General features: G+C 62.0%; 14 protein-coding genes. 10 read left to right on the forward strand and 4 right to left on the reverse strand.

Annotated elements, in window-relative coordinates:
- The first annotated feature begins 26 nt into the window (after nucleotides 1–26).
- From G8767_RS21930 to G8767_RS36375, 9 genes are all read left to right on the forward strand, one after another.
- Complete coding sequence (locus tag G8767_RS21930; protein WP_124566847.1) at nucleotides 27–308, forward strand: BMC domain-containing protein; 282 nt, start codon at nucleotides 27–29, stop codon at nucleotides 306–308.
- A 117-nt stretch (nucleotides 309–425) separates the two neighbouring features.
- Nucleotides 426–1,034 (forward strand): microcompartment protein, encoded by a 609-nt coding sequence (locus tag G8767_RS21935; RefSeq protein WP_050794046.1) that lies wholly within the window; start codon nucleotides 426–428, stop codon nucleotides 1,032–1,034.
- Nucleotides 1,035–1,067: 33 nt separating this feature from the next.
- Nucleotides 1,068–2,084 carry a phosphotransferase gene (locus tag G8767_RS21940; protein WP_124566846.1) on the forward strand — a complete coding sequence of 339 codons (1,017 nt, stop codon included), beginning with the start codon at nucleotides 1,068–1,070 and terminating at the stop codon, nucleotides 2,082–2,084.
- Nucleotides 2,085–2,122: 38 nt separating this feature from the next.
- Nucleotides 2,123–2,902: a 3-oxoacyl-ACP reductase FabG gene (fabG, locus tag G8767_RS21945; protein ID WP_166811749.1), complete on the forward strand. Its 780-nt coding sequence runs from the start codon at nucleotides 2,123–2,125 to the stop codon at nucleotides 2,900–2,902.
- A 103-nt stretch (nucleotides 2,903–3,005) separates the two neighbouring features.
- A complete protein-coding gene (locus G8767_RS21950) occupies nucleotides 3,006–3,776 on the forward strand; it encodes a GntR family transcriptional regulator (RefSeq protein ID WP_124566844.1) in 771 nt (256 codons plus the stop codon).
- 301 nt (nucleotides 3,777–4,077) lie between these two features.
- Nucleotides 4,078–5,445: an ArgE/DapE family deacylase gene (locus G8767_RS21955; protein ID WP_166811751.1), complete on the forward strand. Its 1,368-nt coding sequence runs from the start codon at nucleotides 4,078–4,080 to the stop codon at nucleotides 5,443–5,445.
- Entirely contained in the window at nucleotides 5,442–5,741 is a 300-nt protein-coding gene (locus G8767_RS21960) for a hypothetical protein (protein WP_166811753.1), read from the forward strand. The genes G8767_RS21955 and G8767_RS21960 overlap by 4 nt, the downstream gene beginning before the upstream one ends.
- A gap of 1 nt (nucleotide 5,742) precedes the next feature.
- Nucleotides 5,743–7,263: a sodium:solute symporter family protein gene (locus G8767_RS21965; protein WP_166811755.1), complete on the forward strand. Its 1,521-nt coding sequence runs from the start codon at nucleotides 5,743–5,745 to the stop codon at nucleotides 7,261–7,263.
- Nucleotides 7,264–7,602: 339 nt separating this feature from the next.
- A complete protein-coding gene (locus G8767_RS36375; protein WP_166811757.1) occupies nucleotides 7,603–8,586 on the forward strand; it encodes a response regulator transcription factor in 984 nt (327 codons plus the stop codon).
- A gap of 51 nt (nucleotides 8,587–8,637) precedes the next feature.
- Here the strand turns inward: G8767_RS36375 and G8767_RS21975 are convergent, their stop codons facing one another.
- Complete coding sequence (locus G8767_RS21975; RefSeq protein WP_124566839.1) at nucleotides 8,638–9,414, reverse strand: 3-oxoacyl-ACP reductase family protein; 777 nt, start codon at nucleotides 9,412–9,414, stop codon at nucleotides 8,638–8,640.
- Nucleotides 9,415–9,564: 150 nt separating this feature from the next.
- On the reverse strand, nucleotides 9,565–10,464 hold the full coding sequence (locus tag G8767_RS21980; RefSeq protein ID WP_003943909.1) for a LysR family transcriptional regulator: 900 nt from the start codon (nucleotides 10,462–10,464) through the stop codon (nucleotides 9,565–9,567).
- A 73-nt stretch (nucleotides 10,465–10,537) separates the two neighbouring features.
- On the opposite strand from G8767_RS21980, the gene G8767_RS21985 reads away from it, so the two are divergent.
- A complete protein-coding gene (locus G8767_RS21985) occupies nucleotides 10,538–11,488 on the forward strand; it encodes a DMT family transporter (protein WP_166811759.1) in 951 nt (316 codons plus the stop codon).
- On the opposite strand, the gene G8767_RS21990 is transcribed toward G8767_RS21985, so the two are convergent.
- On the reverse strand, nucleotides 11,485–14,787 hold the full coding sequence (locus G8767_RS21990; protein ID WP_166811761.1) for an arabinosyltransferase domain-containing protein: 3,303 nt from the start codon (nucleotides 14,785–14,787) through the stop codon (nucleotides 11,485–11,487). The genes G8767_RS21985 and G8767_RS21990 overlap by 4 nt on opposite strands.
- A gap of 73 nt (nucleotides 14,788–14,860) precedes the next feature.
- Nucleotides 14,861–18,136, reverse strand: coding sequence for an arabinosyltransferase domain-containing protein (locus G8767_RS21995; RefSeq protein ID WP_166811814.1), 3,276 nt, complete (start codon nucleotides 18,134–18,136; stop codon nucleotides 14,861–14,863).
- Nucleotides 18,137–18,166 lie beyond the last annotated feature (30 nt).

Genomic DNA, 18,166 nt, shown 5'->3' on the forward strand with positions numbered 1-18,166 from the left:
AGAACCGTCAACAAAGGAGTCGACAAATGTCCAGCACAGCAATCGGAATGATCGAGACCAAGGGATTCGTTGCAGCGTTGGCGGCCGCCGATGCAATGGTCAAGGCAGCCAACGTCACCATCACGGATCGGCAAGAGGTCGGGGACGGATTGGTGGCGGTCATCGTCACCGGTGAAGTGGGGGCGGTGAAGGCCGCCACGGAGGCTGGTGCTGAAACAGCTTCTCAGGTAGGCGAATTGGTAAGCGTCCATGTGATTCCGCGTCCGCATGCCGAACTCGGTGCGCACTTCTCGGTGGTCTCCAAGTAGCTCGCTCGCATCGGTTAGGCCCAGCAGGGTCAACGTCCTGGCGGGATCAAAATCTGAGGAGGAGGCACCTCGGTGTCCGCACAAGTGCAATCAACAACGGATATCCGTGTCTACCTGATGGTGCACGACCTGCAACGTCAGTTTGCGGCGTACATGGGTACACCCACTCGCGCGCGTGGGTACCCGCCGTATGAGCACGATTACGCACTCATCGTCGAGGTGTCACCAGCTCTCGCGATCGAACGCGTGATGGACCTCGCGCTGAGGGCGGTTCCTTCGGTCGAGCCCGGGATACTTTACGTGGAAAGGCAATTCGGAGTTCTCGAGATTCATGCGAACAACCTCGCCGATGTGGAACGTGCGGGTCAGGCGATCTTGGACGGCACTGGTAGCGAGGCAGCTGATCAGCTGCGACCGAAGGTGCTCTACCACGACGTGATCGAGGACATCACGGATCAGCATGCGGTGATCATCAATCGGAACAGACAGGCATCGATGGTAATGCCTGGGCAGTCACTGCTCGTGTACGAAATGACCCCGGCGCTGTTCGCGACGGTGGCCGCCAACGAGGCCGAACGCGCAGCTCCGGGAATCACTCTCGTAGACGTGCAGATGATCGGTGCAGCCGGACGGCTGTATATCGCAGGATCGACCGAAGAGGTGACGTCGGCCCGAGACAGGATCACGGACGTCTTGGCAGGTATCGAAGGCCGCGAACACGGCTGAGTCAGTTTTCTGAGAGGAGAGGAGGACCACCTGATGTTTGTCGAAGGTGCGGGATCGGCCGAAGATCTGGTCGCAGATCGTGCGATCAAGGAATACACGTTCTCGCGAGATGCGCAGTGGCGCATGATCAATTTGTCGGAAAATGCGACCTATCTGGTCGAAGACCCGGGGACAGGCTCGGGTGGAATCCTCCGCGTGCATCGGGAGGGTTACCACAATGCGCAGGCGATCGAGTCAGAACTGGATTGGCTCGATGCCCTCCACGAGGAGAACATCGTTGATGCCTCCAAAGTTATTCGGACATCGGACGGGCGTCGAATCGTGACGACGGAAGTTTCCGGACGAACGCGGCACGCCGTCCTTTTCGAGACGATGGGTGGCTTGGAGCCGGATGAAGCGGGAATTTGTGCAAACGACTTTCATACACTCGGAGCGGTGACAGCGAGACTTCATTCTCATTCGAAGCGTTGGCGCAAGCCGGCGGGTTTCGCTCGCTTCTCCTGGGATTGGACCAATACACTCGGCGAGACACCGCGGTGGGGGCGCTGGCAAGATGCCGTCGGCATCGGGACCAACGAGATTGCGACGTTGGAGCCTGCCGTGGAATTGATCCACCGGAGGTTGGAACGATACGGGCAGGGCCCGGACCGATTTGGTTTGGTGCACGCAGACCTCCGACTGGCGAATCTTCTCGTCGATGCAGATCAGGTCAACGTGATCGATTTCGACGATTGTGGTTTCGGCTGGTTCCTGTACGACTTCGGTACCGCCGTGTCTTTCATCGAGCACGACCCGGCATTGCCGCGTTGGCAGGAAGCGTGGATGTCCGGGTACCGAACCGTCGCGGAATTGTCCGACGAGGACGAAGACATGCTCGCTACATTCGTCATGCTGCGCAGGATGCTCCTGGTGGCCTGGATGGGTTCCCACTCGCATTCCCAAGAGTCGCGCACAAAGAGTTCGAGTTATGCGGCGGGAACGTGCGATCTGGCGACTAGATACCTCGATTCCGCCGGTTCCTCACTCGAACGAACCGGTTCTGTTCGCTGACCGACTAGTCCCGATCAATCAACTCTGATGAGGTCCAAATGTTCAACTCCATTGAAGGTCGTTCGGTCGTCGTCACCGGCGGTAGCAAGGGCATCGGCTTGGGAATGGTTCGGGTATTCGCGCGCGCAGGGGCCAATGTGCTCATGACCGCGCGAGACGCTCCGACTCTCGCACGTGCGGCGGAGGGTTTGAACGATCTTCCTGGCACCGTCTCCACGCTTCAAGTCGACGTCACGAATCCTGACTCCTTGGCCGGTATGGCAGAAGTTGCGGCTGAGCGACACGGGGGAATTGACGTGTTGTGCGCGAACGCTGGGATCTTCCCGTCGAAGCGGCTGGGGGAGATGACCTCGGAGGACATGGACAGCGTATTCGGCGTCAACGTCAAGGGCACCATCCACGCCGTGCAAGCGTGCATGCCGTGGCTCGAAACTTCCGGGCATGGAAGGGTCGTCGTGACATCTTCGATCACCGGGCCCGTGACCGGTTATCCGGGTTGGTCGCACTACGGGGCAAGCAAGGCCGCGCAGATGGGCTTCATCCGAACTGCTGCCATTGAGTTGGCCCCGAAGAAGATAACGATCAACGCCGTCTTGCCCGGCAATGTGATCACCGAGGGACTCGACGGTTTGGGACAGCAGTATCTGGACGAAATGGCGTCCAGTGTCCCGGCCGGCAGTCTGGGCAGCGTCGAGGATATCGCCAATGCGGCACTGTTCTTTGCCCTGGACGAAGCCGCGTACATCACCGGTCAGTCGTTGATCGTGGATGGGGGACAGGTCCTTCCGGAGTCGGCGATGGCGCTCGGCGAAATGTAAGACAAGCGACGACGGATTCACCTGTCCCCGGTGAATCCGTCGTCGGCGCGCACGGCTATTATTTGGTCAGACCGAATACCCGCCATGTTCAGGAGGCTGCCCCATGGGTGCGCAAACTGAGGAGGTCCGGCGGCGTATCGTTGCCGAGATCAATTCCGGAGCATTGCCTCCCGGGTCGAGGCTCGGGAGCGAGCGGGAACTGGCAGAACACTACGGAGTCAGCCGCTCGAGTCTGCGGCAGGTTCTTGCTGCATTGGAGGAAGCCGGGGTCGTTCGTCGAGCGATCGGGCGTTCCGGCGGGACGTTCATCAGTCATGCAACGGTCGAGCGAGATCTCTCCGGTGTCATCGGGTTACCCGCGTATCTGGCGAGCCAAGGATACGTAGCCGGCAGCAGGATCCTTTCCACTCAAATGACCGTTCCCGACCGTAGCGCGCGAGATGCGCTGGGTTTGGGCGAGGACGAGTTCGTGATCGATATTCGGCGCATTCGGCTCGCCGACGGGTCTCCCATCTCGTTGGAACACGTACAACTCCCGGCTGGTAGGTTTCCGGGTCTGCTGGAGCGTCCTCTCGGCGGCTCGCTCTACGAATTGATGGAGCAGGCATACGGTTTGGTTCCCGGTGCGGCCGAGGAGCAGATCGAAGCTGTCAACGCCACCACGACTGAGGCTTCGGTACTCGGCACCCGCGTTGATGCTGCTCTGTTGTTGATCACGCGCACCACCCGAGACCAGACGGGCGTTCCGTTCGAATACTCACGCGACCTGTTTCGCGCCGATCGAACTCGAATCTCGGTGACTGCCCGGGGACCGGCTGGACGAACAGAGACCAAAACCACCGTCCTGGAAGTTCGTACCGACTCCGAATCCTGAGTTCTGTTGCAATAAAACAAGATAGCGTCGGATTGTGTGATCCGGCTGCCAGCCGGTGCCGAAATCTGGGTCGATCCGGGTGCGGGCTGCCTGTCGGACGATCCAGGGATCCGTTGATTGACGGATGAACGTGTCCCCGCAGGTGCTCATCTGGGGTCGAGTTGCTGATGTTGCGTGACCTTGTTCACATCTAGTCTTTGTCTACTCGCGGCGAATCTGCTGCCGCAGTAAGTATTCCGTCCATGAATGCACGGGACTCTTTCTGGTTCAAGTCGATTCACCTACATTCCAGGAGCACATGGTGAGTAATCCCACGGAGTTGTCCGGACCCCCATCCGAAGTGGCAGCGAAACGTCGCGCGTTCGACGCTGTCGATGCGTTGGCTGAGGACATGGTCACAGTGTTGTCGGAGATCATCGCTATTCCCAGCGTGAATCCGAAATATCCCGGCCAGGCCTACGACCAAGTCGTAGGCCTGGAGGGCAAAGTCAGTAACGTGCTGTCCGAGATCTATCAGGACAGTGGCGCCGATGTGGAGAGATGGGAAGTCGAAGCCAAGCGGACCAACGCTGTGGGGACTGTTTCCGGCTCCGGTGGTGGGCGTTCGTTGATCTACAACGGGCACGTGGACGTCGTACCCCCAGGAAATGTTGCGCGGTGGGAATCGGGAGACCCGTTCTCTGGTCGAGTCGACGGTGACCGAGTGTGGGGTCGCGGCGCAAGCGATATGAAAGCAGGGCTGGTCGCACAGGCTTTCGCGGTCAAGGCACTGCAACGTGCCGGTATCTCACTTCGTGGCGATCTGATCATCCAGGCGGTTGTCGGGGAAGAGGTCATGGACCATGAATGCGGGATCTCGTCGACCCTGGAACGCGGGTACCGGGCTGATGCTGCTGTCGTGGCCGAACCGAGCGGTCCGACTCAACTCGGCGTAATCCCGGTGACCCCAGGTCTGCTCTGGTTCTCGGTGACAGTGGCAGGAAAAGCTACTCACTCGTCGATGCGTGGTCAGACGATCAGAGCCGGCGGTGGCGGGTCCAAGGTCGGCGTCAACGCAATCGACAAGGGGTTTCTCGTCTTTCAGGCACTTCAACGCCTCGAAGAAGAATGGGCATTCACGAAGACGCACCCGCTCTTCGCTCCTGGGCATTTCTCGATTCATCCCGGTGTAGTGACGGGTGGTCCACACGGAGTGCTTGTGCCGTTCATTCTTTCGGAATACATGACCATCGAGTACTGCGTTTGGTACCCACCTCAGGACGACCCTGAAACAGTCAAGCAGGAGATCGAGGCGCAAATCGACTCGATAGCGCGGACCGACGGCTGGCTGCGGGACAATCCGCCGACCGTCGAATGGAAACTCAGTTGGCCGGCGAACGACCCGGGAGAGTCGGCAGCTGAGATCACCCAAGCGATCTCCCAGGCACACATCGCTGCCGCGGGTGGGACACGGTTTGCCGGTGCACCAACCGTTGCCGGGTTCTGTGCGGTTGAGGATACTTCTTTTCTCACAATGGCAGGCGTTCCCGCGATCAGCTACGGACCCGGCGACCTGCGGGTGTCTCATGCAGATGACGAGTACTGTCTGATCGACGAAGTTCACACTGCTGCAAGAACTTTTGCCGCGCTTGCGATCGACTGGTGTGGACTCGAGGAGCAGGCAGAATGAAAGAGTTCATTCGGCAACTCGAGCCGCGAACAATTCATGTGACATTCGGTTTCCTATATGGCATAAGCCTTCTGCTCGCGCTGTTTCCTCCGTTGTATCTCGCAGCAAGTGGTGTCTCGACACGAATCTTGGGGCTGCCGTTCAGTGTCTTCTACTGGCTCTTCGACGGGTTGTTGGTCGGGCTGAGTCTGTGGGCGCTCTATCTGGTCGAAGGCATCAGGGGCGAGCTGGACGAGGCCTTCGCTGTGGTATCCGGCCCCTCTGTTGGGTCACCGAGTTCGCCGACTGGAGAATGACATGTTGATCATGCTCGGAATGTTGACAGTCTTCTATGCTGTCGTCGTCTATATCCTCTACGCCACCAAGCGCAGCGAAGCGCCGTCCTTCACCGAGTATTCGGTGGGTGGTCGTAGCTATGGTCCATGGTTCGTCGCGATGTCCTACGTCAACTCTTGGTGGCCGGGTGCGGTTTTCATCGCCTTCTTCGGTTTGGCGGCTGGTGCCGGAGTATTCGGATTTTACGGACTGGCCTACTCGGGGCTAGGCGTCGCGATGATGTATTTCATGGCCACAAAGGCCTGGCGATGGGGAGCTCGATACGAATTACGTTCTCAACCAGACCTTCTTGGGCTGCGGTTCGACTCGACATTGGTCAAGAAGATTGCCAGTGTGATCGGTGTGGTGTCGTTGTTCCCGTGGGTGGTGCTCGGAATGCAAGCGCTGGGGCAACTCCTCGAAGTTGCCAGCGAAGGCAAATGGTCCGTCACAACCTGCCTGTTGGTCGGCTTGGCGCTCATCGTCGTTCGCCAGATCTGGACAGTCAAGATGGGCATGCGCGGGCTTATCATGACCGACCTGTTCCAGGGGATAGTCGCTTACGTGGTTGCCGGATTGGTGTGTCTGCTCATGCTCGTCGGATTTGGTGGATCACCCATCAGCTTCGGGGCGTTGGCGGAACTGCCGGTGGAGATGTTGCGGGTACCAGGTGATGGCGACGCATACGGGCCCTTCTACCTGTTTGCACTGATCTTCACTGGTGTTGTCGGATCACTGTGTTGGCCAACAAGTTTCCAGCGTATCTACACGGCCTCCGGAGTGCGATCAGTCAAGGCGGGCACTATCCGCACCGTCTTGATCTCGGGGGTCTTCTACAGCTTGTTGATGCTTGTGGGACTCGCTGCGTCGACCATCGCAGAAGTGCACGAGGTGCCGCAGAATGGTTGGTTCACCCTGATGTACCAATACGGTGGAACCTGGATGCTGGGTCTGGCGGTCACGATTGTTTTCGCAGCATCCATGGGGCATATCGACGGCAGCGTCCAGGTGTGCGGTCTGCAGATTGCGAACGACATCATCAATTCGGAAAAGCGTCCGCTATCGGATCGACAGTTGACGGCTGTTGCAAAGTCCAGCATGGTCGTATTCATGGCGGTCGCCGGCGTCGTCGCGTATCTCACGTTCGACATGGCTCGTTTGCAGCTCCTTGCTCAGATCTCGTACCAGGGGATCGTGCAATTGTCGATTCCTCTGTTTCTGGGACTCTTCTGGCGCGGTGGTAACAAGCATGGTGCTGTTGCCGGCATGCTCTCCGGGTTCAGCGTCGCGGTGATCTTGACCTGGATCTACCCTGACGACATTGCGGGCCTTGGCGGGCTCACCGCCGGTATCGTCGGAATGGCAGTGAACCTCGTTGTCTTCCTGTCGGTCTCGGCGATCACTGGTCGGACCGACGCAGATCGTCGTCGCGTCGATACCCTTTTCGAGGCCGGTCGGAGCCCGGTGCGTGTGCGACAGGACGGGGCACTGCGAGCGTCCTGACTGGATGCCGTTCACACACCCATCGCTTCGTTCTCACTATTCGGTCGGAGTCGCTGCTAGGAGTCCGTTTCGCGGAATCCTCGGGCAGCGGCTCCGGCCGACTGCGAGCGATCTGTTGATGGCCGCCCGGGGAGGCAGCCCACTGTCTCGGCAAAGCGGTCATTGTCACCCGAAAAGCGTGGTTCCGCGGTATTCTACGGTGCTATCAGCCGATGAATCTTCGGATGAATCCCTGGAAAAGTCTTGATGCGCTTCAACTTTCGACAGGGATCGTGCACGAGAAACCGACTGGTCGATTGTCGCCATGTGGCGCGCATCGATCGAAGTGAGGATGGCGACATGGCGCTCACTCATCACACGCTCGCCACTGTGGCGGACATCGCGTCGATATGCTTAGAAAATGCACCTGTCGGCCAGAGAGCATCGGCAGTCATGGATCGGCTGAACGAGGAGATACCGTTCGAGGCCGCATCGATCGCGAGTTACGACATGGGAAGGCAGCGTCACTTCACCGTTGCAGCATCCGAATACCCGGGAGAAGTGAGTTCGTATCTCAATCAGGGGTTCACCGTCGACGACCCCGCCTTTCTCGCTATGCGATTTCGACGTTCGCGGCCGCTGCGCTGGTGCGATATTCCGAATTACGCTGACAACTTCAGTGCGCGAGAGGTCTTTCAACCTTCCGGTTTCTACGAAGGAGTCACGACTTGTCTGTTCACACGGGACGGTCGATATACAGGCTCACTTCACCTGAGCACAACATTTCCGGTTCCATTGAGTGACGCGGCCGTAGACTGTTTGATCGCTGTTCAGCCCCTCATCGCGACGCTGACCGACGGTTTGCGGGCAAACGATGGGGACAGTTGGGAACTGTTGGTCGATGGTTCGGAAGAGGCTGCATTCTTGACCGACGAAGGATCGGTGTCCGATGTTGAGGGCACGGCGCGTGGAGAACATCTCCACGAGGATGGTGCGCTGTACCAACAAATGCGTATTGCAGTTTCCCTCGGCGGCCCTCGAAGTCTCTATTGGGTTTCGCCCGACGGACATACGATGCGTATGTCCGTCACACCCGTAGCTGCTGGATCGCTGGTGACGCTCCGTCACGAAAAGGCGCCCCGGAATCTGACGGCTCGGGAACTCGAGGTACTCACGTATCTCGCCCGCGGGCTCAGTAACGCCGAAATAGGCAGAGAATTACATGCGAGTCATCGCACTGTTGCAACACATGTCGAACGCATACTCGACAAACTCGACTGCCACTCACGAGTGGCGGCGGCGGGAATCGCGACTGCTGAGGGCATTGTCCTGCCGCTGCGGTGACAACGAAGCGGTCTCGGCGTCGCTCGACACCGAGACCGCCCGACGATTTTGCTACTGTCCGCCCGTCGGAGTGCCGATGGTCCAACCTCCGTCGACCAGGATATTCTCTCCGACAACATGATCGGAGAGATCGGATGCCAGGAACAAGGTAGCGTTTGCAATATCTTTCGGAGTGGCCCACTGCCCCCTCGGGGTTTGGCCGGTCAATATCTCGCGTGTTGGTTGGTCGTATGAATCCGTCATCGCAGTCGTTACGAATCCGGGAGCTACTGCGTTGACGTTGATGCCGTAAGGTGCGTAGTCGAGCGCTACCTGTCGTGTGAAGTTGACGATCGCGCCCTTCGAGGCGCAGTAGGCCGCGAAGCCGGGGTTTCCTCGAAACCCGCTGATGGAACTGATGTTCACGATCTTTCCACCCCGATTGATTGCGCGAAGCTGTCGGATCATCTCCCTGGTGCAATAGAACGTGCCGTCAACATTGATCGACATCTGTCGACGCCACAGATCGTCGTCGGTTTCGAGGACAGTCCCGGCGACGAGAATGCCGGCGTTATTCACGAGTATGTCTATTCCGTTGTGTCGCTGAGAGGTCTCGGTGAAAACGGTTGTCACTTCTCTGCTGTCCGAGACGTCGAGGTGGACGTGCTCGGACACTCCTCCACGCGATTCGAGCAACTCCGTAGTCGTGGGTCCACCCTCTCGCGGTTGTTCGGAAAGATCGGCGACCACGATTCGGGCACCCGCCGCCGACAGTGTTTCAGCGATAGCCCTGCCGATACCCGAAGAGCCCCCCGTTACGAGTGCAACTTTGCCGGTCAGATCGATCATGATGCTCCTGGTACTCGAAGGGGTGGATACCCTCGAGCCTAAAAGGCATGTATGACAAAGGGTATCGGTCGGTTAGCCCTCAAACATCATGCTGTTGGCCGACGGTGTCCGTCATTCGACGGAACGGGTTGGCGAAGCGATCACTGAGGTTCATCCCAGAAGGTCGAACTGGCGGCGTAGCGCTTCTATCGCCGCCAGGACGGCAGGCCTCTCGCTGTCGGTCCGCCAGGCGAGGTAGATGTCGCGCCCCAACGGCGGAACAGTGTCGAGCATTCGAACACCTTCCGGCGGTACAACTCTCGCCAGTCGCGGGATCAAAGCGACGGCGAGACCCTGAGCGACGAATTCGACCTGGGTGGGAAACTCGGCGACCTCGTACTCGATTCGAGGGTCGAACCCCTGCGCACGCAGGGTCCTGACGGTGAAGGTGTGAAAATCCGTTCCCCGCGTCCACGTCGCCCAGGCATGCTCGGACAGCTCGCTCAGTGCGACAACCTTGTTCTCCGCCAGCGGATGTGATGCCGGGAGTGCAAGTAGCGCCACGTCGTCGTACACGGGTGTGAAGGAGAGTCCGTCGGGAAGTTCGACGGGCAGAGTGCTCCAGCTGTCTACCACCACGACGTCGAGGTCGCGGCGAATCAGTGCGGGGAGCAGTTCTTCGGATTCGCCTTCGTTGAAGGTGATTTCGAGCTGGGGGTGTGCGTGCCTGATCTCGGCGATGGCTCGCGGCAGCACCGTCCTGCTGGGGGAGACCAGGGCGCCGATACGGACGCGGCCCGTCACTTCGCTCTGCAGCGACGCGATTTCCGCCTCGGCCTGAGCAAGCGTCGAGAGAACCTCTGCGGTTCGGCGCGCGAGGATCCGGCCCGCTTCGGTGAGTCGCACACCGCGGCCCTGTGGTTCGAGGAGCGGAACACCGACCTCGCGCTCGAGTTTGTTCAACTGCTGCGAAATGCCGGACGGTGTGACATGCAAGGTGCGGGCGGCTGCCGCCACTGATCCGTTCTCGGCGACAGCGTGCAGGGCGCGAAGTCTTTCGAGATTCAACACGGTAGTAATACTACTGAATATACGGTCTGAACATTTGCTTGTGCTGAATAGTTAGCGGCAGGAACATTGTCGAGTGACTACTCTGACCTCCGCGACTGCGCAGACACCGACACCCACCCGAACTCCTCGGGGGCGCATCGACCCTCGACTGCTTGTCGTGGGAGGCGCAGCTGCGATCTCGATCAGTTCGCTCCTCATCAAGCTGGCCGATGCCGGGCCTTCGACGGCAGTCTTCTTCCGTTGCTTCCTGGCTTTGCCGCCGCTGTTGTGGTTGGCGTGGCGGGAGTACCGCCGGGTGGGCAAGCCGAGCAGGCGGGCAGTCGTTCTGCAGGTGCTGGGTGGTCTGCTGCTCGGACTGGATTTCGCGTTGTGGTCGCAGTCGATTCTCATGATCGGCGCGGGTATGGCGAGCGTCGTCGTGAACGTGCAGGTGATCGTGGTGCCCACACTGTCCTGGTTGGTGTTCGGCAACAAGGTTCCGATGCGCTTCGTCTTTGCCCTGCCGTTCATGTTCACGGGAATCGCCTTGGCGGGCGGCGTGTTCGGGGGCGGGGGCACTGGCGACGAACTCCTGTGGGGAACGGCGCTCTCGCTCGTCTCCGGAATCGCCTACGGCGGCTACATCTTCGTGGTCGGCCGGACGGGCGAGGCGGATCGGGCAGCGAGCCAGGTGTTGATCTCGACGACGTCCGCGGGCATCGCCGGCTCCGTGATCGGATCACTGTGGGGCCGGATCGATTTCGTCCCGGGTTGGGAAGCGTTCGGCTGGCTCGCGGCACTGGCGCTGGTGGGCCAGGTGTTCGGCTGGATGCTGATGGGACACTCGCTCCCTCGGCTTCCCGCCGAGGTGGGCGCGACGCTCCTGCTCATGCAACCGGTGCTCGCGGTACTGCTGGCGGTTGTGCTGCTCGGCGAACGGCCAGGCCTTGGGCAACTACTCGGGTGCGTCGTCGTTGTCGGAGCGGTCTCGGCCGTCTCCGTACGTCGCACCCGAGCAGTCACCCGAGTAGGCAGCGCAGGCTAGTGCACCCGCATCTCGCCGGGCATCCACATGCCCGAGCGGGTTGCCGTGCCCGTCTCCACCTCTGCCGGAACAGCATTCGGGAAGTACCGGTCGTACCGCTCGAGTGATCCCCAGTCCCGCGCCCAGTCGTCCTTCAGGTACGTCGGAACCGTCGTCGCACCGGCGAGGACCTCGGTGAATCCGAGTGGGCCACCGTTGTCCGCGGACTGCCAGGTGTCGGTGGAGCTGACGGCCAGGGGACGGTCCGGGAGGATGCGGAAGTTCGGCATCTCGGCCACACCGTTCTGATGTGTGAACGGACGTTGGCACGGGAACTGAAGGCCGACAGCCCAGTCCAGGAGGACCGGCTGCTCGTTGCCGATGTACGAGTTCAGGGACTCGAGCTTCGGCACGCGCGGCGGCGTGAATGCCATCCACTGATCGCCTGTGAGGTTGGGATCGAACGCGACCACTCGAACGGCGTCGGCGTCCGGCGCGAGTTCGTCGATGGGGATGCGGACGTTGCGCCACGACGGCGCGGGCCCGATGTCCCGCGGCATGTACGAACCCTGGACCTGCACGGTTCCGTCGGGCTGAGTTTTTCCGTACTCGACCAGCAGCGACTGGCCGTACGTGATCGCACCGGTGTTGTCGACGGACCACACGCGGCCCGCCACGGACATGACCACCAGCGGTGATTCTTCACTGCGAGTGGGCAATCCGTACCAACTCGAGATGAGGGAAGCAGGTTCCTGCACGCCGGGCTGGTAGCTGCCCATGACCGGCGTCTTCGACGGATCGAGACCGAAGGGGAGTTTGGCCGTGCTGCCGTTGACGCCGATGTTGCCGGTGCCGCCGCTGGTTCCGGCGCCGGAACCGGTGGCGAAGCTGGGGCCGACACTCTGGGTGTCGGTATTGCCCATGCCCTGCTTGACTTCGATGTAATCCGCAGTCAGATCGCTCGGAACCCCATTGGGGGAGAAGCCCTTCGAATCAACTCCGGACAACGGATCCTCGGCGTTGAATCCGGGAGCGGTGAGCGGCCGTAGATTCCCGGAATTGACGTCGGTCTCGACCAGAACGTCCTCGGCCATGCCGCAGGTCTTGCCCGCGAGTGCCTCGATGTTGCTTCGGCCCAGCGAGTACGCCGGGTACTGCGACACCGCTCCCTTGAGCAGCGAGAGCACCTCGAACAGGACCATCAGACCGGCGATCACGGTGAGCGGAGCGGCCGCGAACTTGCGAATTCGTCTGCCCTTGGCTGTGTTCGGCTTCTCGGGCGGAGCTGCAAATCCCTCACGCAGATACTGCCAGGCGGCAAAGGCCAAGGCGAGAGCAAAGAGCGCGAGGAACAGTGTGTTGGATTCACGGCCGTCGTAGGAGATGGTCTTGTCGAACCACGGCACGCCGTAACTCGAGACGTACCAGTAGCCGTTGATACCGGCGAACGTCAACGCCAGCATCAGGAGCAGTCCGGCCACGAACACCGATCGGTTACGACGTGAGCGCAGGGCCGACGCGGACACGGCGACGGCGGTCAGCGCGGCGAGAGAACCGGCGATGCCCGCGTACGCACCGAAGTGGTGAGTCCACTTGGTGGGGTTGAACATCATCAGGAACATCGTGCCGAAGACGACGCCGACCAGGCGCCACGACGGACCGGTTGCCGCGCCGGGGACGCGGCCGCGGCGCAACAACACGAAGAGCGTCGTGAAGAGGCACAGGATCATCGTCAAGAACGCGAAGCGTCGGGCAACCGAGCCGTCGACGGTCTGGACGAAGAGGTAGTAGTAGCGCAGGAAGTCCTGGTACCACTCGAGATTGGGGCCGATGATCGTTCGGACGCGCGTGGCTTCCATGACGCCGGCAAAGGTCTGATCGGCGAAGATGACCACCAGCACGATGGTTCCGGCAGCGGCGATCGGAGCGAGAAGCGGCAGTGTGCCGACCAGTCGGTGACGCTTGACGACGATGCGCACCAATGGGCGCACACCGGCGAGAAGAGCTGCGATACACATCAATCCGGTGGGCGCGGCGGCAAGAGTGAAGGCACCGATCAAGATTGCGGTGGCCGCGGGAAGCAGGCGTCCGGTGGCGATGGCGCGCTCGATGGAGCACCAGGTGAGCAGTGCGCCGAGAGCCACGATGGGCTCGGGGCGAAGACCGTTGTTGTATGCCAGCCAGAAGGACAGGAACACCAGCCCGCCGGTCCACAGGGCGACGTTGCTCCGGCGAACCGCCCGGCCGAGACGCGGGACGACCTCGCGGCTGATGACCATCCAGCAGAGGATTCCGGCGAGCAGAGCGGGCAGGCGCATGAACGGGCTCGCGGTCGAGATCTTCGCCATCACGGCCAGCACTTCGTAGTACCAACCGAACGGAGCCTCGGGAACGCCGAACCAACGGAAGTAGTTGGCCATGTATCCCGCGTCCGGCGAGACTCGGGCCATGGTGAGGAGATAACCGTCGTCGGCGGTGTTCGCGCCGATGAAGTGCCAGACGACCAGTGTGCCGACCACAACTCCGTCGATGCCGGAGAACTTCCACCAGCGTGCAGGCAGGAAGCGTCGGTGCTTGCGGCCGTCGGTGCCGTCGAGGCGGGCCAGGGCGATGAGCGCGACGATGGTCGAGAGGACGGCCACGATCATCGCGACCAGCTTCAGGACGCTGGGGCTCGACGAGAATCGTGAGTCGATCGTCATCGAGAAGCCGAGGCCGTCGGGGGCAGCGCCGTCGGGCAGATCGCTGAAGACGCCGACCACCTGCGGGCGGAAGTCGCCGTCGAGCTGGCCACGAATTGGGTTGCCGTCGGGATAGGTCAGTCCGACGAACTCGGCGGCGGTCCGATTGACGTCCGAGCTGAACACGATGGCTCCGCAGCGACTCGACTCGACGTCCTCGCGCGCCGCCGAAGCGACCACGACGTTGCGATCGAGCACGTCGACGCTGGTCGCGGACACGCGGACGAACATCGAGGAGAGTGCGGCGCCGTCGCCCTGAGCAGGCGCTGTCGACATGAGAATGCCGCCACCGTCGGGGAGCGAGCTGACCGCGGTGCAGGGGATCGACGCGTTGACGTCGATGGGAACCTGCGCCATCAGAGGTGCCTCGACGTCGCCGATCACGCCGTTCTGTGGCCAGTTGACCGTGGCCGTCGTCTGCACGACAGGAAGCAACGGAGTTGCCAGTGCGAGCACGAAGCCGAGCAAGCCGGCGATGATCGCGACCCATCGAGTGCGATGGAAACGCTCGCGGGCATCCTGACCAGCAGGAGGCGGCGAACTCGAAGTCTGAGGTGAAGCTGTCACGGCGTCGGGCACGGCTACCGATGGTATGTCAGGGCTGAGCGTGGACCTACCGTGCCCGGGTGGTTGGTAGGTCCACGCGTAACAGTTACGACTGGTAACGAATCGGGCCCGGTGTCCAGGTGCCCGACCGGGTCTCGGTGGTGACGTTCATCTGCGCGGGAACCGCGTCCGAATCGAGCGGTGTGTACTGCTCGAGCGAACCCCAGTCCCGATCCCAGTCGTTGTCCAGATAGGTGGGCAACGCTCTGGCCGAGAGCAGTTCGCTGGTCCAACCGAGTGGTCCGCCACCGTAGTGGTCCTGCCAGGCGTTGGTGGACTCTGCGCCGATGCGGTCGGGCAGGATGCGCCACTCGGGGATCTCGGCGACGCCGTACAGATGATCGACCGGACGTTGGCACGGGAAGGCCAGACCGACGGCCCAGTCCATCAGGACCGGATCGGTGGATCCGACGACGTCCTGCAGCGTGCGCATCGTCGGCACTCGCGGCGGTGTGACCGCCAGCCACTGGTCCGCACTGATGTCGGTGTCACTGGCCACCAGACGCACGGTGTCGGCGTCGGCGGGCAGCTGATCCATCGGAACGCGCAGGTTGCGCCACGACGGCGACGGGCCGATGTCGATCGGATCGACTCGTCCCAGCGCGTCGACGCTTCCGTCGGCCTGCTTCTTGCCGTACTCGACCTGCAGTACCGCGCCGGGGGTGACGATGCCGTCGGAATTGACGTAGCGAATACGTCCCGCCGCCGCGACGGTGAGGAGCGGTGCGGCGTCGTTGCGCTCGGGTAGTGAGTACCAACCGGTGGTCAGCGACGCGTTCTGGGGTGCTCCGTAGCTGCCGAGCACCGGCGTCTTTGCGGGATCGAGCCCGAACGGGAGCGCGACGTTGCTGCCGTTGACGCCCGCCGTGGACTGCGAGCCGCCGGCAGTTCCGGATCCGGTTCCGGGCGTGGTGGTGGTGCCGGACTGAGATGTGGTCGTGTCGAGGCTGTTTGCACTACCTGCCGTCGAGTCTTCGGCATCGGCCGTGAGATCGCCTGCGACCCCGTCCGGGGAGAATCCGGTCGATTCGCTCGCGCCGAATGCACCGGCGCCGGCGAGATCGGTGGGCCTGTCGACCAATTGCAGAACGCCGGCGTTCGGATCGGACTCGACGAGTACCTCGCCTGCGAGACCGCAGCTGCCACCGAAGACCGATTCGATGTTGGACTTGCCGATCGAATACGCCGGGTACTGCGCGACTGCTCCCTTGAGTAGGGACAGCACCTCGAAGAGCACGACAGCTCCCGCTGCGATGGTCAACGGTGACGGGGCGAGGAGGCGAAGGCGCCTTGTCGTCTCGACGCTGTCCGTCTTCTCGACGCCGTCTTCTGTGCCGTTTCGCTCGCGCGGCTCCATGACGTGGTACCAGGCTGCCAGCAGCAGCGCGAGGATGGTGAGACCGAGGAAGGCCGTCGAGAATCCCTTGCCGGCGATTGACGGCGGCTTGTCCCACCACGGGACGCCGTAACTCGAGACGTACCACCAGCCGTTGGAACTCGTGAACGCCACAGCGAGTATGAACAGGATGCCAGCGGCGAACAGCGCGCGGTTTCGTTTGGAACGCATGCTCGACGCACTCACACCGACGGCAGCGAGCACGGCGACCGTGGCGGCCAGCCCGGCGTACACGCCGAAGTGGTGAGTCCACTTCGTCGGGGTGAACTGCATCAGGAGCAGCGATGCGAACACGATGCCGAGGATTCGGCGCGACGGTCCGATCGCGGTGCCGGGGATCCGGCCCTTGCGCAAAATCATCATCACGCAGAAGACGAGTCCGACGATCATGACGAACATGCCGAAGCGGCGCGCCAGTGAACCGTCGGGGGAGATGGTCATCAGTGCGTCCCACCGCAACCGTTCCTCGAACCACGGAACGTTCGGCCCGACGGCGGTTCGCACCCTGGTGGATTCGAGAACTGTCGCGAGGGTTTGATCTGCGAAGACGGCGACGAGCACCACGGTTCCGGCCGCGAGGATCGGCATGATCTGGGACAGGAAGCCGACGCGCTTGCCGCGGGCGATCAGGATCTGCAGGATCGGCCGGGCGCCGGCGATCAACGCGCCGATCGCGATCAGGCCCGAAGGCCCGGCGGCCAACGAGAATGCGGCGATCAGCACCGCCATCGCGGCGGGCAACAGACGTCCGGTGGCGATGGCGCGTTCGATGGAGCACCACGTCAGCAGAGCGCCGAGGGCGATGATGGGCTCGGGACGCAGGCCGTTGTTGTACGGCAACCAGAAGGCGAGGAACACGAGCCCGCCGGTCCAGATGGCAACCTTGTTGCGGCGCACCGCAACACCGAGTCGCGGTATCACCTCGCGGCTGATCACCATCCAGCACAGAATGCCGGCGATCAACGCGGGCAGGCGCATCCACATGCTCGCGGTGCTGACCTTCGCGAACAGCGCCAGCACGTCGTAATACCAACCGAAGGGGGCTTCGGGGACCCCGAACCAACGGAAGTAGTTCGCCATGTACCCGGAGTGCTCCGAGACTCTGGCCATGCCGAGCAGGTAGCCGTCGTCGGAAGTGTTGGCGCCGAACACATGCCAGAGCGCCAGCGTGCCGATAACCAGGGCGTCGATGCCGGTGAACTTCCACCACCGTGCCGGTAGGAACCGCCGCGCACGACGGCCGTCGACGCCGTCGATCCGGTGCAGTGCGTACAGCGAGACGATGGTCGAGAGTGCCGCGACGATCATCGCGAACAGTTTGAGAAGTGTGGGGCTGGACGAGAACCGGGAGTCGACGTCCATGTGGGCGGACAGTCCGGCGGGCGCTGCGCCCTGCAGGTCGGTGAAGATGCCGACCACCTGTGGGCGGTAGTCGCCGGTCAAGGGGGCGCCGACGCCGTCGATTCCGGTGACGGCCGCGACGGTCTGCTCGGAGTTGGTCGTGATGGTGAGCGCGGTGCATCCGCTCAGTTGATCGAGCGGGGCCGAGATCAGCACCGAATCGCGGGTGAGTGCTTCGAGGCGGTCGGCCGTGGTGCGGACGGTGAGGCCGCGAGCGTTTCGGTCCGGAGCACCGTTCGGCATGGTCGAGAGCAGTGTGCCGCCGCGCTCGCCCAATTGGCCGAAGGTCGAACACGGGATGCTGATGTCCAGCGATGTGGGCGAGTAGGAGATCAGCGGCGACGAGACGCTGTTGACGGTCCCACCCTGCGGCCAGTCGATGCTCGCGGCTTCTTGCTTGACGGGCAGGAAGGGCGTCGCGAGTGCAAGTAGCAAGCCCAGAAGGCCGGTGACTATCGCGATGAGTCGTGCCGTCCGGACTCTCTGGGAATCCGATTCTCGGGGAGCGTCGGGGCCAGTGGGCACGGGTTTCGGGGGCACTACTACTTCAGACGG

The organism is Rhodococcus sp. IC4_135 (assembly GCF_011602025.1).
GTDB lineage: Bacteria > Actinomycetota > Actinomycetes > Mycobacteriales > Mycobacteriaceae > Rhodococcus_F > Rhodococcus_F baikonurensis.